The organism is Marisediminicola antarctica (assembly GCF_009930795.1).
Lineage (GTDB): Bacteria > Actinomycetota > Actinomycetes > Actinomycetales > Microbacteriaceae > Marisediminicola > Marisediminicola antarctica.
Genome location: NZ_CP017146.1, coordinates 949,350 through 967,120, shown reverse-complemented (window position 1 = coordinate 967,120; position 17,771 = coordinate 949,350). Strand labels below are relative to the sequence as shown.

Below are 17,771 nucleotides of genomic sequence, written 5' to 3'. Positions count from 1 at the left end.
CTTGTGGGTCATCCTGACGTCTCGCTGAAGCTGCCGAAATTGGCCTGGGTGTAGGTTGCCGGGGCGTTCCACTTCTGAGCGGTCGAGCCGTTGCACGCCTGCACCTGCACCTTCGATGCCACGTTGGTCAACACGGCGTCGGGAGAGGCGAACACCGTCGGCACGGCGCTCATGCAGCGCCCGAAGACGTCGACAAAGGTGTAGCTCGTTTGCGGGTCACCCGTCTCTGAGTATCTCGTCCACTTCTGCTTCGTTTCTAAGCTGTTGCAAGGGAAGAATCGAAGCTCGACCGTCGCCGGCATGTTATCGGGCGTCTGCAGACAACGATTGTCGGCCGGGCTCTTGTCCAGGAAGTTGACGATGATCTGCTGGTCGGGTCGGGCTGTCGCGGGAGCGACCGGCTCAATGTAGCGCCACTTGTGATTCCACTTGAGGTACTTGCCCGTGAGATTCCCACTCGGGTCCTGCTTGCATAGGTAGGTAATCATGAACGAGTAGTCGATCTTCTCGTTCGTCACGTCGGCGCACCGTCCGAACTCCTTGAAGTTGACGATCTGCTTCGTCGTGAAGCCTGCCGCACCGGCCCCGACGGCCGGTTCGGGCGCGAACGCGCCGTTACAGGCCGTGTTCGCCACAAACCTGTCTTTCGGGGCCAGGCAACGCCCGCTCGGGCCGCCACTGATGCTCTCCAGCTGCCCTCGCCAGATTGCGCCGCCCTCCCAGCTCCAGAGCTGGCTCCAGCGACTCGCGTCCGACCTGCATGCCTTGAGTTTCGCGTCTTCTTCCTTGTCGCGCTTATTGCCCTCATCGGCCGAGTCTGTGATGCACATCGCCGTTGCGCCAGCCGCGGTCGTGCTGGCGAGCTTGAGTTTGTAGTCGACGTCGTAGACCCACAGTTGCTTGCTGTCATTCGCTCCCGCTGCGCAGCCGGCCACGAATTGCAGTTTGTCCCCGCCGCCCCACTCGAGGCAGCGCGACTTGTCGGAAGTGTAGATTCTGCCGCCCGGGATGTTCTCGTTGGAGACTTTGAACTGGTAGGTCGCGGTGACCTTTCGGTTGCCGACGGATGCGGCGCTTCCCGGGGTGGCCGCGGCTCGGCCCTCAGAGCTGAGCAAGGCGAACATAGGCGCCTCGCCCAACCCTGTGGACGGCGAGCAGCTGATGCGATTGGTGGGGCTGGTCTGCCAGGCTGCGTCTTTTCCGGTCGGATCGCCCTTGAAGTACTTGAACTCGACGGCGTAGTCGACACCGTCGCTCGTGGCGTTGAGGCGCCCAGTGAGTATGCACGGCAGCTTCGCGGGAGCACCCCAGATCACTCCGCCCACCGGAGCGGCTGTCGCGGAGCGAATCACACCGAGACCCGCTTGCAGCCCGGCCTGCGCCGCGTAGACGGTTCGTGTGCTCTTCTGTGCGACGTAGGCCGGGCCGATCTGCCCAAGGAGCACACTCAACAGCACGAGGGAGAGCCCGGAGAGCAGGATCATGAAAAGGAGTGTGCTCAACAGAGCGGCGCCCCGCTCGCTCTGAGACTCGCCGTTCTCCGCCCGACGGGCAATCCATCGGTGCAACTGGCTTGTTCTGGCGATCGTTCTGGTCATGATCAAGGCCTGCTTCCCGCGAGGGCGCACACCGGCGCACCCACACTGCTGAGACTGTTGCGAGCGACGAAGCTCGTGGAAATGGCTGTGCCCTCGGCGACTCCCTGAATGCCCGTGTTGATGCTCAGCACGAGCTTCTGCCGGGAGGAGCTCCGGTCCAACTCGAACGGATAGCCGGCTCCGGCGACATCGACGGCGTTGTTCAACTTGGTCGACCAGCTCGAGGGAACGGCGGCGGGGCCGTCGGTCCACCGACGAGACTGAATGGTGCCGTCATCTTTGTGCAACCGCCACTGGGTGCAGGTCGTCACGCGGCCTGGTGCGCTGGCGGCCGGCGTGCGGAATTCGACGTACCGGTCGCCGCTTGCTCCGCTCCCGGGAGTATTGATGGCATCGGCGTAGCGGATCTGCCGGTCCAAATTCTGAAAGACGAGCAGCACCTCGGTGGTTGATTGGGCGGTCACCTGCACCCGAACGGTGCCGCGGGCCAGCTGGCTCACCGAGAGGAGGAGGATCGCAACGAGAACGGTAAAGATTCCCATGGCGACCATGAGTTCGATGAGCGTGAAGCCACTCTCGCGGTCGGTCGTCTGCGGCCGGGTCGCAGCTTGCCGCCGACGGGCCTCAGGCACCGGACTTCCATTGCTGGTCGGGGTGGCTGTTGATGAGCGTCGTCGTCTCGTAGCGGCACGATCCGGCCGCGCAGGAATCGCCGGCCGTCCAGGTCACCACAACGATGACCCGCTCGAGCGAGGTGAAGCTGGTGGCCGGGCTGGAGACCATCCCGCAGTCTCCGCCTGCTCCAGGGCCGGCGACGCGCTGGTAGCAGGTGCCGATGAGGGTGGTCACGGAGAAGTCGGTTCCGCTGAAGGAGACTGACCGGGTAAGCGGAACCGCGACGGCCGCCGGGAGGGTGGCGCTCTTGTCCCAGTTGAGCACGGTCTGACTGAGCCCGCTCGCGGTCGCGTTGCTGGCCCACTGGGCGGTCACCGCAGCCCTGGACCTGCCCGCATACAGCGAGGAGGCCGGGGTGGCGGCGACGGATTCCATGGCCTGGCTTGCGACGGTCACGGCGATCTCGCGGCGCTGGAGTGTGGCCGCGGACTGGATGCTGGTGATGTAGAGACCGAGCGCTGCGGTAGTGAGGACGCCGAGGATGACCATCGCCACGATCACCTCGATGAGCGAGAAACCGCGGTCGTTCTCAGACGCTGCACGCATTCGGGTGCGTAAGGCGTTCATTGTCCCTCCCCCGGGGTTGATGCAGTCGGCTGGTGTGTTGCTGCGGAAGTGCGGGGCGCTGCGTGAGCGGCGCCCCGCACGATCGGACTCTGGTTAGTTGGGGCCGACGATGCTGCCGGATTGAGTGACCGTGTAGGCATCCTTCGTGGCGTCCGTGATGTTCGCGTTGGTCGCAGTGATGGAGTAGGCGTTCGCCGAGACCGCACCGAGGGTGACCTGCACGTTGTCGCTTTCGGTGATGAGGCCATCAAGGATGGCCTGCGTCAGCGTCGAGTAGTTGCCGTTCTTCTGGGCCGCCCAGCTTTCGACAGCGAGCTGGGCGTTCTTGACGTCGGTCTGGGCCGCACCCTGCCAGGCGGTTGTGCGCTGGTTGAGGAACGCGGGGATCGCGATCGCGGCGAGGATGCCGATGATGATGACGACGACCATGAGCTCGATGAGGGTGAAGCCCTTCTCGTTGTCGCCGTTCTCGTCGCGACGCTTCGCAATCGCGTTGGTGATGGTTGTGATCATGAGATGAATGTTCCTGTCGATCGGTGTGAGTGTGCGGACAGGCGGCCCCCGGTGTGTTCGACCCCCTGCGGCAATCCTCCCCGCCCGGAAGGGTCCTGAGAATCCCACAAACAGGGGGTTTTCGCCCGAAACCGGCCCCCAGTACAGGGGGGATAGACAAGAACGTCTGCCGGAGTTAGTTGATGTGATTGAAGATGTCGAAGATCGGCATGTAGAGCGCGACGATCATTCCGCCGATCACGATGCCGATGAAGGCGATCATCAGGGGCTCGATCAAAGCGGTGAGCTGCTCCGTGGTCGACTCGATCTCCTGGTCGTAGAAGTCGCTGATCTTGTGCAGCATGACCTCGAGCGCACCAGAATCCTCGCCGACGGCGATCATCTGGGTCACCATCGACGGAAAGATCGGTTCCTGAGAGAGCGGGCCGGCGATCGAGTTGCCCTGTCGCACAGACTCCTGCACCTTCACGAGGGCCTGCTCGATCACCCAACTGCCTGCCGTCGCGCCGACGATGCTGAGCGAGCGCAGGATCGGCACGCCAGCTCCCATCATCGTGGCGAGGTTGCGGGTGACGCGGGAGATGGCCACCTTGGCGAGCAGCCCGCCGAAGACGGGAAGCTTGAGCTTGATGGTGTCGGCGACCTTGCGAACGCGGTCGGTGTTCTTGTTCTTCCTCCACCACATGACGAAAGCGATGATGGCCACCACCGCGACCGGTCCGATATAGACGAGCGATTTCGAGAGCACGACCAGAAACTGGGTTGGCAGGGGCAGGGTCGCCCCCATCTGCGTGAACATGGCATCGAAGACCGGAACGATGAAGATCAGCATCCCGACCGTCGACAGCACTGCCATGATGAGCACGATCACGGGGTAGGTGAGCGCGGACTTGATCGTGCCCGCGAGCTTCACCTCGGCCTCGAAATTGTTCGCGACCGACTCGAGCGACGTCTCGAGGAACCCGCCCGTCTCACCGGCCCTGATGAGGCTGAGCATGAGAGGCGGGAAGTCGACCGGATGCTTCGCCATCGCGTCAGACAGCGACAACCCTGTCTCGACGTCACTGCGCACCGTGTCGAGCACCGACGCGAGCTTCTTGTTCTCGGTCTGCTCGGAGAGGATTGTCAGCGTGCGGAGCAGCGAGAGTCCCGCCGCGATCATCGTCGCCATCTGGCGGGTCATCACCGCGATGTCTTTCATTCCGACGCGACCGGCGCCGAGTGAGCCGAAGCTGATCTCCCTGTTGAGACCGGTGCCCGCTGGTGCCTCGGCGATCCAGGTGGGCGAGACGCCCATGGTGCGCAGGCGCGACGAGACCTGTGCTTCGCTCGCGGCATCCACCTTGCCCTTGACGGCCTTACCGCTGGTGTCCCGACCCCTATAGGCGTAGGTGAGTGTGGAGGCCATCAGCTACGCCCCATCGAGAACGTGTCACCGAAGTCCAGGCCGGCCGACGACATGTTGTGGGTGTGGGATCCCGCCCCAGGGTCATCGCGATGAACGAGTCTCCGGAATCCCTCGACGTCGTGCGCCTTCTCGACTCCCGACGCGTAGGCGATCTTGCCCTCGTCGACGAGCTCGGCGAGGTGCTGGTCCATGGTGTACATGCCGAGCTCGCGCCCGGCCTGCATCGAGGAGGCGATCTGGTAGGTCTTGCCCTCGCGGATCAGGTTCGCGATCGCGGGGGTGGTGACGAGCACCTCGGTCGCGACCACGCGCCCCTTGCCTGTTGCCCGCTTGACGAGGGTCTGGCAGACCACTCCGCGGAGAGTCGCGGCGAGCTGGGCTCGGACCTGATCCTGCTGGTGAGGTGGGAACACGTCGATGACGCGGTCGATCGTCTGGGCGGCATCCTGCGTGTGCAGGGTAGCGAAGACGAGGTGGCCGGTCTCGGCCGCGGTGAGAGCGACCGAGATGGTCTCGAGGTCGCGGAGCTCTCCGACGAGGATCACGTCGGGGTCCTGCCTCAGTACGTGCTTAAGTGCCGCCGCGAAGCTGTGCGTGTCACCGCCGACCTCGCGCTGGTTGACGAGCGATTTTTGGTTGTTGTGCAGAAACTCGATCGGATCCTCGACCGTGACGATATGGTCGGCGCGGGTGCGGTTGACGAGGTCGATGAGCGCGGCGAGGGTCGTCGACTTGCCGGACCCGGTCGGACCCGTCACGAGCACGAGGCCGCGGGCGAGCTTGGAGAAGGCCGCGACTGTGTCGGGAACGCCCAGGTCTTTGAGCGTTTTGATGTCGGTCGGGATGATGCGGAAGGCCGCGCCAATCGCGCCGCGCTGCTGGTAGAAGTTCACCCGGAAACGCGCATTCTCGGTCACCGTGTAGGCGAAGTCGAGCTCGAGATCCCGCTCGAAGACCTCCTTCTGCGGGTCGCTGAGCAGGGAGTAGAGCGCGGCCCGCACCCGGGCGGTGCCCCACACGACTGCCCCGTCGACGGGGCGCAGCCCGCCGTCGACCCGCAACATGGGCGGCGCGTTCGAGGTGAGGTGGAGGTCGGATGCATTGGACCGCAGCACCTCGCCCAGCGCGGCGATGAGGTCGGGGTCGGCACTGTCCGGCGCGAGGACCATATCGGGTGCATTCTCGAAATTCAAGGCTGGAACCGCCGCCGCTGTGTCCCTGACCGGCACCGCGGCAGGTGCTGCGAATGGGGCTGGCACCTCGGGCTGTTCCTGTGCGGGGTCGAGCATCGACGCGTGGTAGGACGGAGCGGCGCCGGCGTCCTCACCGGATCGGTTGCGTGGGCGGAGGCTCCCCGAGTCGACCATCGGGATCTCGTAGATCGGCTGGTTCATGCAATGGCCTCTCGTGTCTCGAAAAAACGGCTGAGCTCGTCGGTGGAATCGACGATAAATCGGTTAGGCAACGACACGCAGGATCTCCTCGATCGAGGTGTGGCCGAGCCGCACCTTGGCCCAGCCGTCTTCGCGAAGGGTCAGCATTCCCTGCTCCTTCGCGGTGCGCATGATCTCCGCGCTCGCGGAGCGTGCAACGGCATGGCGCTCGATCTCCTCGGTAACGAGCATCACCTCGTGGATCGCGATCCGGCCCCGGTACCCGGTGTTGGAGCAAGTGGAGCATCCGATCGGGCGATGCACGACGGGCGACGCGGCGCCTGGGTCGACGAACAGTCGCATCACGGCGAGGTCGGAGAGTTCGGGCTGGTACGCCTCCTTACACCGGTCGCACAGGCGCCGCGCGAGGCGTTGGGCCACTACGCAGTCGAGGGCGGAGCCGACCAGGAACGGCTCGATCCCCATCTCGGTGAGCCTGGTGACGGCGCTCGGGGCGTCGTTGGTGTGCAGGGTCGAGAGCACGAGGTGGCCGGTGAGCGAGGCCTCGATGGCGATCTGCGCGGTCTCGTGGTCTCGGATCTCACCCAGCAGCACGACATCCGGGTCCGACCGCAGAATCGAGCGCAGCGCGCTCGCGAAGGTGAGCCCGGCCTTGGGGTTCACCTGAACCTGGTTGATGCCAGCCATGCGATACTCGACCGGGTCTTCGACGGTGATGACGTTGATCTCGGGACGCGAGACGGTGTGCAGCGTCGTATAGAGGGTCGTTGACTTGCCCGAACCGGTCGGGCCGGTAACGAGGATCATGCCGTACGGCTTCGTGTACGAGCTGCGGTAGGCCTCGGCATTGCGCTCGAGCAGGCCGAGGTCGCTGAGCTTCATGTCCGACTCGGCGTTGTCGAGAATTCGCATGACAATCTTTTCGCCCCACACCGTGGGCAGTGTCGCGACGCGAAGGTCGATCTTGCGGCCGGCGTGCATGACCGACATGCGGCCGTCCTGAGGCTTGCGACGTTCGGCAATGTCGATGTCGCTCATGATCTTGAGCCGGGAGATCACACCGTTCTGGATCGCCTTCGGCGCGCGCTGCATCTCGTGCAGCACGCCGTCGATGCGGTACCGCACCCGCAGGTCGCGCTCGGCCGGCTCGATGTGGATGTCGGATGCCCGGTCCTGGATGGCCTGGCTGACGATGAGGTTCACGAATCTGACGATGGGCACGTCGTCGTCGGCGGCGTCGCCTAGGGAAGACTCGGACTCGCTCGCCGCACTGTCTTCCTCGATCGCCGAGGTCAGGTCGCTGAGTTCGCCATCGGCGCGGTGGTGGCGGTCGAGCGCTGCGGTGAGATCGCTGCGCTCTGCGACGACGCGGATCACACCCATCTGCGACGCGGCTCCCACATCGTCGAGCGCGAAGACGTCTCCCGGGTCGACCATTGCGAGCACGAGCTTGCCCTCGGAAATAGCGATAGGGAGCACCTGGTACCGGCGGCAGACCGCCGCCGGAACGAGAGCAACCGCGACGCGGTCGACCGGGTAGTCGACGAGCTCGACGAATGGGAGGCTCAGCTTCTCGGCTCGAGCGGATGCGAACTGAACCTCGGAGACGATCCCCTGCTCGACGAGCTCGCGAATCTGGTTCTCGTCGTCCTGGCCGCGCTTGAGTCCGTCGAGAGCCTCGATCGGCAACACGCCGCGAACGATGAGGATATCTGTCAGATATGCCACAGGACCCCCCTTGGGTATCATTCAGCCCCGCCAGGATTCGGGTCTGGCGTCAGCATCGGGGGACAATGTGCGTGTATACCCACCGGAGTCACTAGCTAACCGGTTGCACGGGTTCGGCACCATACCCGCAAGGTGGGGGTACGCAGGTTGAGCAGGTTGAGCAGGTTGAGCAGGTTGAGCAGCGACCGTGTCGAAACCCACACAGCACGCTCGGTTTCGACACGCGCGGCAGAGCGCACAGCTCAACCAGCAGAAGTTCTACCAACCACCCGCCGAATACGGAGTAGTGGTCGCTGAACCGAGCACCCCAACAACCACTACTGCGTACTCGGCGATATTTCGCCGCGGCAGCCTCCAGCGACACGCGCGCCCTACGTCACGGGCAGCCTTGACCGGATTTCGACCCGGCCGCCCGCGGCCCGCGCACTCAGCCGAGTGGTTCGACACGCGCGCCAGAGCGCGCAGCTCAACCAGCAGAAGTTCTACCAACCACTCGCCGACAACGGAGTAGTGGTCGCTGAACCGACCACCCCAACGACCACTACAGCGTACTCGGCGATGTTTCGGGGCAGCAGCATCCAGCGACACGCGCGCCCTACGTCACGGGCAGCCTTGACCGGATTTCGACCCGGCCGCCCGCCGCCCGCCGCCCGCGGCCGGCCGCCCGCCGCCCGCGGCCCGCGCAGTCAGCCGAGTGTTTCGACACGCACCCCAGAGCGCGCTGCTCGACCAGCCCGCTCGGTTTCGACACGCACGCCAGATCGCACTGCTCGACCAGCCCGCTCGGTCTCGACACGCACGCCAGAGCGCGCTGCTCAACCAGCAGAGACGCCTGAGCGCGCTGCTCTGCCGACGCAAAAGGCCCCCGCAGTTCTGCGGGGGCCCTTTGTGGTGCTAACTACTGGCTACAGGTACGTACCCGGCGTGTAGTCGTCCGAGCTGAAGCTCTCGAAGTCGACGAACGACAGGTCGGACTCGCTGAACACCGACTCGTCGGTGAAGATCCGGTTCGGGTAGCGCTCGGCCTTGGCTTCTTCCGTCGCCTCGACGCTCACGTTGCGGTACTTCGGGAGACCGGTTCCGGCTGGGATCAGCTTTCCGATGATCACGTTCTCCTTGAGGCCCATGAGCGGGTCGGACTTTCCTTCCATGGCGGCCTGCGTGAGAACACGCGTGGTCTCCTGGAAGGATGCGGCCGACAGCCACGACTCGGTCGCGAGCGAGGCCTTGGTGATACCCATGACCTCCTGGCGGGCCGAGGCGGTCTTCTTGCCCTCGGTCAGCGCAGCACGGTTGATCTCGTTGTACTTGAGACGGTCAACGAGCTCACCCGGCAGCAGGTCGGTGTCGGCGTGGTCGACGACGGTGACCTTGCGAAGCATCTGGCGAACGATGACCTCGATGTGCTTGTCGTGAATCGGCACACCCTGCGAACGGTAGACACCCTGCACTCCACCAACGAGGTGCTCCTGAACCGCACGAACACCGCGAACCCGGAGAACTTCCTTCGGGTCGATCGCGCCGATGTGCAGCTGCTGTCCGAGCTCGACGTGCTCGCCATCCTCGATGAGGAGGGTCGCGCGCTTGAGCACCGGGTAGGCGATCGCTTCGTCACCGTTGTCGGGGGTCAGGATCAGCTTGCGGCTGCGGTCCGTGTCCTCGATCGTGATGCGTCCGGCGGCCTCGGCGATCGGGGATGCACCCTTGGGGGTACGTGCCTCGAACAGCTCGGTCACGCGGGGCAGACCCTGCGTGATGTCGTCGGCGGAAGCGATACCACCCGTGTGGAAGGTACGCATGGTGAGCTGCGTTCCGGGCTCACCGATCGACTGGGCCGCGATGATACCGACGGCCTCACCGATGTCGACGAGCTTGCCGGTGGCCAGCGAACGGCCGTAGCAGGCCGCGCAGACACCGACGGCGGACTCACAGGTGAGCACCGAACGAACCCTGGCGTGGGTGATCCCCGCCGCCATGAGCTCCTCGATCAGCACGTCTCCGATGTCGTCGCCAGCCTTCGCCACGACCTTGCCCGACGCGTCGACCGCGTCTTCGGCGAGGCTGCGGGCGTAGAGGGTGCTCTCGAAGTTCGGGTCCAGGACCAGCACTCCGTTCGCATCCGGCGTCGCAACCGTGAGGTTGAGTCCACGGCTGGTGCCGCAGTCGTCCTCGCGGATGATGACGTCCTGCGACACGTCGACGAGACGACGCGTGAGGTACCCCGAGTCGGCCGTACGGAGGGCCGTGTCGGCCAGTCCCTTGCGGGCACCGTGCGTCGCGATGAAGTACTCGGCGACCGAGAGCCCCTCGCGGTAGCTCGAGATGATCGGGCGAGGGATGATCTCACCCTTCGGGTTCGACACGAGTCCACGCATACCGGCGATCTGGCGAACCTGCATCCAGTTACCACGGGCACCGGAGGTGACCATGCGGTTGATCGTGTTGTTGTCGGGCATGTTCGCTTCCATCGCCGTGGCGACTTCGGCGGTGGCCTTGTTCCAGATCTCGATGAGCTCCTGGCGACGCTCGGCGTCGGTCGTGAGGCCCTTCTCGAACTGCGACTGAACCTTCGCGGCCTGCTTCTCGTAGCCACCGATGATCTCGCGCTTGTTCGGCGGGGTCAGGATGTCGGAGAGCGCGACGGTCACGCCGCTGCGGGTCGCCCAGTAGAAACCGGCGTCCTTGATGCGGTCCAGCGCCGCAGCGACCTCGACCTTGGGGTACCGCTCGGCGAGATCGTTGACGATCGCGGAGAGCTGGCCCTTGTCGGTGACCTCTTCGACGTACGGGTAGTCGGCGGGGAGCGTCTCGTTGAAGAGCGCGCGACCCAGCGTCGTCTCGGTGGTGATCGGCTTGCCGGCAACGTACCCGGCAGGCTCTGCACCCTCGGCGAAGACCACGTCGGACAGACGGATGCGCACCTTCGCGTTGATGTCCAGCGAGTGCTGGTCGAACGCGAGGATCGCCTCGGCGACCGAGGAGAACGCGCGGCCTTCGCCGACTACGCCTTCCTTGAGGGTCGTGAGGTGGTGCAGACCGATGATCATGTCCTGCGTGGGCAGGGTGACCGGACGGCCATCCGACGGCTTCAGGATGTTGTTCGATGCGAGCATCAGGATGCGCGCCTCGGCCTGGGCCTCGACCGACAGCGGAAGGTGGACCGCCATCTGGTCGCCGTCGAAGTCGGCGTTGAACGCCGCACACACGAGCGGGTGGAGCTGGATGGCCTTGCCCTCAACGAGCTGAGGCTCGAACGCCTGGATGCCCAGGCGGTGAAGGGTGGGCGCGCGGTTGAGCAGCACGGGGCGCTCGCGGATGATCTCCTCGAGCACGTCCCAGACCTGCGGACGCGAACGCTCGACCATGCGCTTGGCGCTCTTGATGTTCTGAGCGTGGCTCAGGTCGATCAGGCGCTTGATCACGAACGGCTTGAACAGCTCGAGTGCCATCTGCTTGGGCAGACCACACTGGTGCAGCTTGAGCTGCGGGCCGACGATGATGACCGAACGGCCCGAGTAGTCGACGCGCTTGCCGAGCAGGTTCTGGCGGAAACGACCCTGCTTTCCCTTGAGCATGTCGCTCAGGGACTTGAGGGCGCGGTTGCCGGTTCCCGTGACGGGGCGACCACGACGACCGTTGTCGAACAGCGCGTCAACGGCCTCCTGCAGCATCCGCTTCTCGTTGTTCACGATGATCTCGGGAGCACCGAGGTCAAGCAGACGACGCAGGCGGTTGTTGCGGTTGATCACACGACGGTAGAGGTCGTTGAGGTCGGAGGTCGCGAAGCGGCCACCGTCGAGCTGCACCATCGGGCGAAGCTCCGGCGGGATGACCGGGACGACCTCGAGCACCATGGCGGCCGGCGAGTTGCCGGTCTGGAGGAAGGAGTTGACCACGCGCAGTCGCTTGATCGCGCGGATCTTCTTCTGGCCCTTGCCCTCAGCGATCTGGAGGTGGAGCGAGTCGCTCTCCGCCGCCAGGTCGAACGCCTGCAGGCGCTTCTGGATCGCTTCGGCGCCCATGTAGCCGCTGAAGTAGATGCCGAAGCGGTCCTGGAGCTCGTGGAAGACAGCATCCTCCGCCTTGAGCTCCCCGACCTTGAGGCCGCGGAAGTCGTCCCAGACGCGCTCGAGGTGGGCGATCTGCTCGTCGAAGCTCTTGCGAGCCTGACCCATCTCCTTCTCGGCGGCATCCTTCGTGCGACGCTTCTGGTCGGCCTTGGCGCCCTCGGCCTCGAGTGCGGCGAGGTCGGTCTCGAGACGTGACAGGCGATCGGCGATGCGCGAATCGCGCTGTCCCTCGAGTGCCTTGATCTCGAGCCGGAGCTCGTTCTCGAGTCCGGGCATGTCGGCGTGACGTGCCTCTTCGTCGATCGAGATGATCATGTACGCGGCGAAGTAGATGACCTTCTCGAGGTCCTTCGGCGCCATGTCGAGCAGGTAACCGAGACGGCTCGGCACACCCTTGAAGTACCAGATGTGGGTGACCGGTGCGGCGAGCTCAATGTGGCCCATGCGCTCGCGGCGCACGGAGGACTTGGTGACCTCCACGCCGCAGCGCTCACACACGATGCCCTTGAACCGGACTCGCTTGTACTTTCCGCACGAGCACTCCCAGTCACGGCTCGGCCCGAAGATCTGCTCTCCGAAGAGACCATCCTTCTCAGGCTTCAGCGTGCGGTAGTTGATCGTTTCGGGCTTCTTGACCTCACCATGCGACCAGCGACGGATGTCGTCGGCGGTAGCGAGACCGATTTTGATTTCGTCAAACGCGTGAACGTCGAGCAATGTTTACTTCTTTCCTTGGAAAACGAAAGTCTTTATCGGGCCGGGTTTTAGATGTCGTCGATGGACGAGTTCTCGAACCTGGTGGAGATGTTGATGCCGAGTTCCTCTGCGGCACGGAAGACCTCGTCGTCCGTGTCGCGCAGGCTCACCGCGCTGCCGTCGGCCGAGAGGACCTCGACGTTCAGGCACAGCGACTGCATCTCCTTGATCAGAACCTTGAAGCTTTCCGGAATGCCGGGCTCCTGGATGTTCTCGCCCTTGACGATCGCCTCGTACACCTTGACGCGGCCGAGGATGTCGTCGGACTTGATCGTGAGCAGCTCCTGGAGTGCGTAGGCGGCGCCATAGGCCTCGAGGGCCCAGACCTCCATCTCTCCGAAGCGCTGTCCACCGAACTGTGCCTTACCACCCAGCGGCTGCTGCGTGATCATCGAGTACGGTCCGGTCGAGCGAGCGTGGATCTTGTCGTCGACGAGGTGGTGCAGCTTGAGGATGTACATGTATCCGACTGCCACGGGCTGCGGGAACGGCTCACCGGAACGGCCGTCGAACAGACGGGCCTTTCCGGACGAGTCGATCAGGCGGTCGCCGTCGCGGGTGAGCGTCGTCGAGTCCAGAAGGCCTTCGATCTCGGCCTCCAGCGCGCCGTCGAACACCGGGGTGGCGACCTTCGTGCCGGGAGCGGCGGAGAACGCCTCTTCCGGAAGGTTCGCGGCCCACTCTGGCTTGCCCTCGACCTCCCAGCCCTGCTTCGCGACCCACCCGAGGTGAGTCTCGAGAACCTGGCCGAAGTTCATTCGTCCGGGGATACCCAGCGGGTTCAGGACGATGTCGACGGGGGTTCCGTCGGCGAGGAACGGCATGTCCTCGACCGGCAGGATGCGGGAGATGACGCCCTTGTTGCCGTGACGACCGGCGAGCTTGTCACCCTCGGTGATCTTGCGCTTCTGGGCGATGTAGACGACAACGCGCTGGTTGACGCCCGAGCCGAGCTCATCGTCGTTCTCGGTGTTGAACTCCTTGACGGCGATGATCGTGCCCTGCTCGCCGTGGGGAACCTTGAGTGACGTATCGCGCACTTCGCGGCTCTTCTCGTTGAAGATCGCGCGCAGCAGGCGCTCCTCGGCACTCAGCTCGGTCTCGCCCTTCGGCGTGACCTTGCCGACGAGGATGTCGCCGGGGCGGACCTCGGCGCCGATACGGATGATGCCGCGCTCGTCGAGGTCTGCGAGCAGCTCCGGGGAGACGTTCGGCAGGTCGCGAGTGATCTCTTCCTTGCCGAGCTTCGTGTCGCGGGCATCCACTTCATATTCTTCGATGTGGATCGACGACAGCACGTCGTCCTTCACCAGGTTCTGGCTCAGGATGATCGCGTCCTCGAAGTTGTAGCCCTCCCACGACATGAACGCCACGAGGAGGTTCTTGCCGAGCGCGAGCTCGCCGTTCTCGGTCGCGGGACCGTCGGCGAGGACCTCGCCGATCTCGACGCGGTCACCCGCGCTGACAATGACGCGGTGGTTGTAGCTCGTGCCCTGGTTGGAGCGGTCGAACTTGCGCAGGTAGTAGTCCTTGGTGCCACCCTCGTCGAGCATGACGGTGACGACGTCGGCGGAGACCTCGGAGACGACTCCGGCCTTCTCGGCGGTGAGCACGTCGCCGGCGTCGATGGCCGCGTAGCCCTCCATGCCGGTTCCGACGAGCGGGCTCTCACTGCGCAGCAGCGGGACAGCCTGGCGCTGCATGTTCGCACCCATGAGGGCGCGGTTCGCATCGTCGTGCTCGAGGAACGGGATGAGCGAGGTCGCGACCGACACCATCTGGCGCGGCGAGACATCCATGTAGCCGATGTCCTCGACCGGGATGAGGTCGACCTCTCCACCCTTCTTACGTGCGAGCACGCGGGGGTCGGCGAAGTGGCTGTCCTTGGTCAGCGGGGCGTTGGCCTGCGCGACGACGAACTCGTCTTCCTCACTCGCGGTGAGGTAGTCGATGTCGGTCGTGACCTTGCCGCCGACGACGCGACGGTACGGGGTCTCGATGAAGCCAAACGCATTGATGCGAGCGAACGAGGCGAGCGAACCGATCAGGCCGATGTTCGGGCCTTCCGGGGTCTCGATCGGGCACATGCGGCCGTAGTGCGAGGGGTGGACGTCTCGAACCTCGACGCCGGCGCGCTCACGCGACAGACCGCCGGGCCCGAGGGCCGAGAGGCGACGCTTGTGGGTCAGGCCCGCGAGCGGGTTGTTCTGGTCCATGAACTGGCTGAGCTGCGACGTGCCGAAGAACTCCTTGATCGCGGCGACGACGGGGCGCACGTTGATCAGGGTCTGCGGGGTGATCGCTTCGATGTCCTGCGTGGTCATGCGCTCGCGAACGACGCGCTCCATGCGGGACAGGCCGGTGCGCACCTGGTTCTGGATGAGCTCTCCGACGGCGCGGATGCGACGGTTGCCGAAGTGGTCGATGTCGTCGATGTCGAGACGGATGTCGACAGCCTTGCCCTCGCGGACGCCCTCGATGGTCTTGCGCTCGTCGTGCAGCGAGACGAGGTACTTGATCGTCGCGATGATGTCGGAGACGGTCAGGACCGAGTCGGACAGCGCGGCTTCGATACCGAGCTTGCGGTTGATCTTGTAGCGACCAACCTTCGCGAGGTCGTAGCGCTTGGAGTTGAAGTAGAAGTTGTCGAGGAGCGCACGCGCGGCCTCGGCAGCAACCTGCTCTCCCGGACGGAGCTTGCGGTAGATGTCCTTGAGCGCCTCATCCTTGGTCAGGATGTTGTCCTTCTCGAGGGTGAGCTCGATCGAGGCGAAGCCCTTGAACTCCTCCATGATCTCTTCGCTGGTCAGGCCGAGGGCCTTGAGGAACACGGTGACCGACTGCTTGCGCTTGCGGTCGATGCGAACGCCGACCTGGTCGCGCTTGTCGATCTCGAACTCGAGCCACGCACCGCGGCTCGGGATGATGCGGGCGGAGTAGATGTCCTTGTCGGACGTCTTCTCCTGCGCGCGGTCGAAGTACACGCCGGGGCTACGCACCAGCTGCGAAACGACGACACGCTCGGTGCCGTTGATGATGAACGTTCCCTTTTCGGTCATGAGGGGGAAGTCACCCATGAAGACCGTCTGAGTCTTGATCTCACCCGTGAGGTGGTTCATGAACTCGGCCTCGACGTAGAGAGGAGCGGAATAGGTCTTGCCGCGCTCCTTGCACTCGTCGATCGTGTACTTCTCCGGCTCGAGCTCGGGCTTGGCGAAGGAGAGCTGCATCGTCTCGCCGAGGTCCTCGATGGGGGAAATCTCCTCGAAGATCTCCTCGAGTCCGCTCCGGGTCGGAAGATCCTGGCGACCGGCGGCCTGCGCGTCGGTGACGCGCGTCTTCCACAGGTCGTTGCCGACAAGCCAGTCGAAGCTCTCGGTCTGCAGCGCGAGCAGATCGGGAACCGTCAGGTTGTCGCTGATCTTGGCGAACGAGAGACGCGATGCGGTGCGTCCGTTCTTGAGTGAATTGCTGGTGGTTGCGTTTTTCGCAGCAGCCAAGGAAATAACCTCCGGTGGGCCGTCGGGCCAGTTACAGTCGGTGTGATTGTTGCTTCGCAGGATGGCTGTAAGAAACGTGTTCGTACAGGCAATGCCGACCGCAATATGAAGGCGTGGGGTACTGGAAGCGCAAGGATCCAGCATAGGCCCTTTTGGCGCGCCGTGTCCACTCGTTTCTTGACCTGATTCCCGGAATCGGTTATAAGCACTGCGAACTCTCAGCGTGTGGAGGGGTGGTGCGGGTCGCGCGTCGGGGTGCCCGCCAGGGACCAGATCTGCCAGCAGACGAGCGCGCTGAGCCCCAGGGACACCAGGCCGACCGGGTTCCTCAGGTAGACCAGCCAGTACCCCAGCTCGGGCACTGCGGCCACCACCCCGCCGACGATCGCTTCGGCGGGAACGGTCCACGGGTCGACTGTTGCATTCGCGTCCCCCTTCGTCGTCGCCGAGCCATCCGGGTTCACCGTGACGAGCCGGTGGGTGACGAGTGCGCCATTGTGCTCGAAAGTGATGGGCTGACCGGCGCGATAGTCGTCCTCGAGCACGACGACGAGGCTCTTCGACGCGAAGGTGGGGTCCATCGACCCGGTGAGCACGGCGTAAGCACGGTAGGGGAACTGGCCGGAGGCAACAAACGCGAACACCGCGAGGGCGGCCGCGACGAGCAGCAGCGACACGACAAGGTTGCGTCTGCGCACTGGGTTCTCCGTTCAGTTGCCCGCATTCAGGTTTTCGGGAATGGCGGGGTGCCGCGACCAGCCGGCCGCGACACCCCACCCGGGCCTGCTACTGGCCGGGCGCGACTCCCAGCTGGGTGGCGACGATCTGGTACGGCAGACCGGTGCCCGCGCCATCCGCGGCCTTGACCGTCGTCTGGTCGCTCGAGTTGAGCGTGTCGGAGTACTGCTGCGTCGATGCCGGATAGGAGTTGAAGGCCGCGGGTGCGCCCTTCATCTTGCTGGCGTAGTTGAATGTCAACGACACCGTCCCTGTGCCGTTGACCGGCACGTTGCTGGCCAGCAGGTACTGGGACTTCAGCGGCCAGCATCCGGTCGGGGCGAAGGTCCCACAGGTGGCGGCGCGATCGTTGAGGTTCACCGAGTCGAACAGCGCGGCTCCGTTCGCGGACAGGTGCGCCTCGCCGTACGACCCGAGGTTGTTGAAGGTGCTCAGCGCCGTCGCGTTGTTGAACACGATGTAGACGTCCTGCGCGGTATTGCCGGTGTTGCGGTAGTTGGCACTGACAGTCTGCGCCTCGCCGGGGAGCATCTTCGAGAAGGCGAGGTCGAGGCCCGCTGCACCCGAGCCGCCGGCGGTGCCAACCGCGATGGATCCGATGCTGCCGGTGACGACTCCCTGCTTGGTGTCACTGAAGTAGGCGCCGGTCGTTCCCGATGCGACGAAGGCCGCACCGCCCAGGAGGGCGATTGAGGCGACGAGTGCGGTGCCGCGTGCGGTGAATTTCTTCAACATGTACATCCTTTGTGTTTGTGGCGCGTCGAATATCCCGCTGGGCCACAGCGGTGACGGAGCACGCGCGCGGCGCACAGGTGGCGTCGGCG

11 protein-coding genes are annotated in these 17,771 nt (G+C 64.7%); all 11 read right to left on the bottom strand.

The features are described 5' to 3' along the window. Positions 1-8 precede the first annotated feature (8 nt). Complete coding sequence (locus BHD05_RS04560; RefSeq protein WP_161885383.1) at positions 9-1,598, bottom strand: RICIN domain-containing protein; 1,590 nt, start codon at positions 1,596-1,598, stop codon at positions 9-11. 2 nt (positions 1,599-1,600) lie between these two features. After that, positions 1,601-2,230, bottom strand: coding sequence for a PulJ/GspJ family protein (locus BHD05_RS04555; protein ID WP_161885382.1), 630 nt, complete (start codon positions 2,228-2,230; stop codon positions 1,601-1,603). Next, positions 2,223-2,819, bottom strand: a complete 597-nt coding sequence (locus BHD05_RS04550) for a type IV pilus modification PilV family protein (RefSeq protein WP_161885381.1) — start codon at positions 2,817-2,819, stop codon at positions 2,223-2,225. The genes BHD05_RS04555 and BHD05_RS04550 overlap by 8 nt, the downstream gene beginning before the upstream one ends. 114 nt (positions 2,820-2,933) lie before the next feature. Beyond that, on the bottom strand, positions 2,934-3,353 hold the full coding sequence (locus BHD05_RS16080) for a type IV pilin protein (RefSeq protein ID WP_161885380.1): 420 nt from the start codon (positions 3,351-3,353) through the stop codon (positions 2,934-2,936). A 175-nt stretch (positions 3,354-3,528) separates the two neighbouring features. Then, positions 3,529-4,761 (bottom strand): type II secretion system F family protein, encoded by a 1,233-nt coding sequence (locus BHD05_RS04540; protein WP_161885379.1) that lies wholly within the window; start codon positions 4,759-4,761, stop codon positions 3,529-3,531. Beyond that, positions 4,761-6,155 (bottom strand): type IV pilus twitching motility protein PilT, encoded by a 1,395-nt coding sequence (locus tag BHD05_RS04535; protein ID WP_269467588.1) that lies wholly within the window; start codon positions 6,153-6,155, stop codon positions 4,761-4,763. Before BHD05_RS04535 ends, BHD05_RS04540 begins: the two co-directional genes overlap by 1 nt. 63 nt (positions 6,156-6,218) lie before the next feature. Next, a complete protein-coding gene (locus BHD05_RS04530; RefSeq protein WP_161885378.1) occupies positions 6,219-7,883 on the bottom strand; it encodes a GspE/PulE family protein in 1,665 nt (554 codons plus the stop codon). A 905-nt stretch (positions 7,884-8,788) separates the two neighbouring features. Next, the gene (locus BHD05_RS04525; RefSeq protein ID WP_161885377.1) at positions 8,789-12,670 is read right to left on the bottom strand and encodes a DNA-directed RNA polymerase subunit beta'; all 3,882 of its coding nucleotides are present in this window, start codon (positions 12,668-12,670) and stop codon (positions 8,789-8,791) included. A 47-nt stretch (positions 12,671-12,717) separates the two neighbouring features. Next, positions 12,718-16,209 (bottom strand): DNA-directed RNA polymerase subunit beta, encoded by a 3,492-nt coding sequence (gene rpoB / locus BHD05_RS04520; protein ID WP_161885376.1) that lies wholly within the window; start codon positions 16,207-16,209, stop codon positions 12,718-12,720. 218 nt (positions 16,210-16,427) lie between these two features. After that, positions 16,428-16,907: a signal peptidase I gene (locus BHD05_RS04515; RefSeq protein ID WP_161885375.1), complete on the bottom strand. Its 480-nt coding sequence runs from the start codon at positions 16,905-16,907 to the stop codon at positions 16,428-16,430. A gap of 88 nt (positions 16,908-16,995) precedes the next feature. Next, positions 16,996-17,682, bottom strand: coding sequence for a hypothetical protein (locus tag BHD05_RS04510; protein ID WP_161885374.1), 687 nt, complete (start codon positions 17,680-17,682; stop codon positions 16,996-16,998). Positions 17,683-17,771 lie beyond the last annotated feature (89 nt).

Coding starts and splice junctions, on each gene's coding strand:
- BHD05_RS04560 (WP_161885383.1), bottom strand. CDS start 1,598: ATGACCAGAACGATCGCCAGAACAAGCCAGTTGCACCGATGGATTGCC.
- BHD05_RS04550 (WP_161885381.1), bottom strand. CDS start 2,819: ATGCGTGCAGCGTCTGAGAACGACCGCGGTTTCTCGCTCATCGAGGTG.
- BHD05_RS16080 (WP_161885380.1), bottom strand. CDS start 3,353: ATGATCACAACCATCACCAACGCGATTGCGAAGCGTCGCGACGAGAAC.
- BHD05_RS04540 (WP_161885379.1), bottom strand. CDS start 4,761: ATGGCCTCCACACTCACCTACGCCTATAGGGGTCGGGACACCAGCGGT.
- BHD05_RS04535 (WP_269467588.1), bottom strand. CDS start 6,155: ATGAACCAGCCGATCTACGAGATCCCGATGGTCGACTCGGGGAGCCTC.
- BHD05_RS04510 (WP_161885374.1), bottom strand. CDS start 17,682: ATGTTGAAGAAATTCACCGCACGCGGCACCGCACTCGTCGCCTCAATC.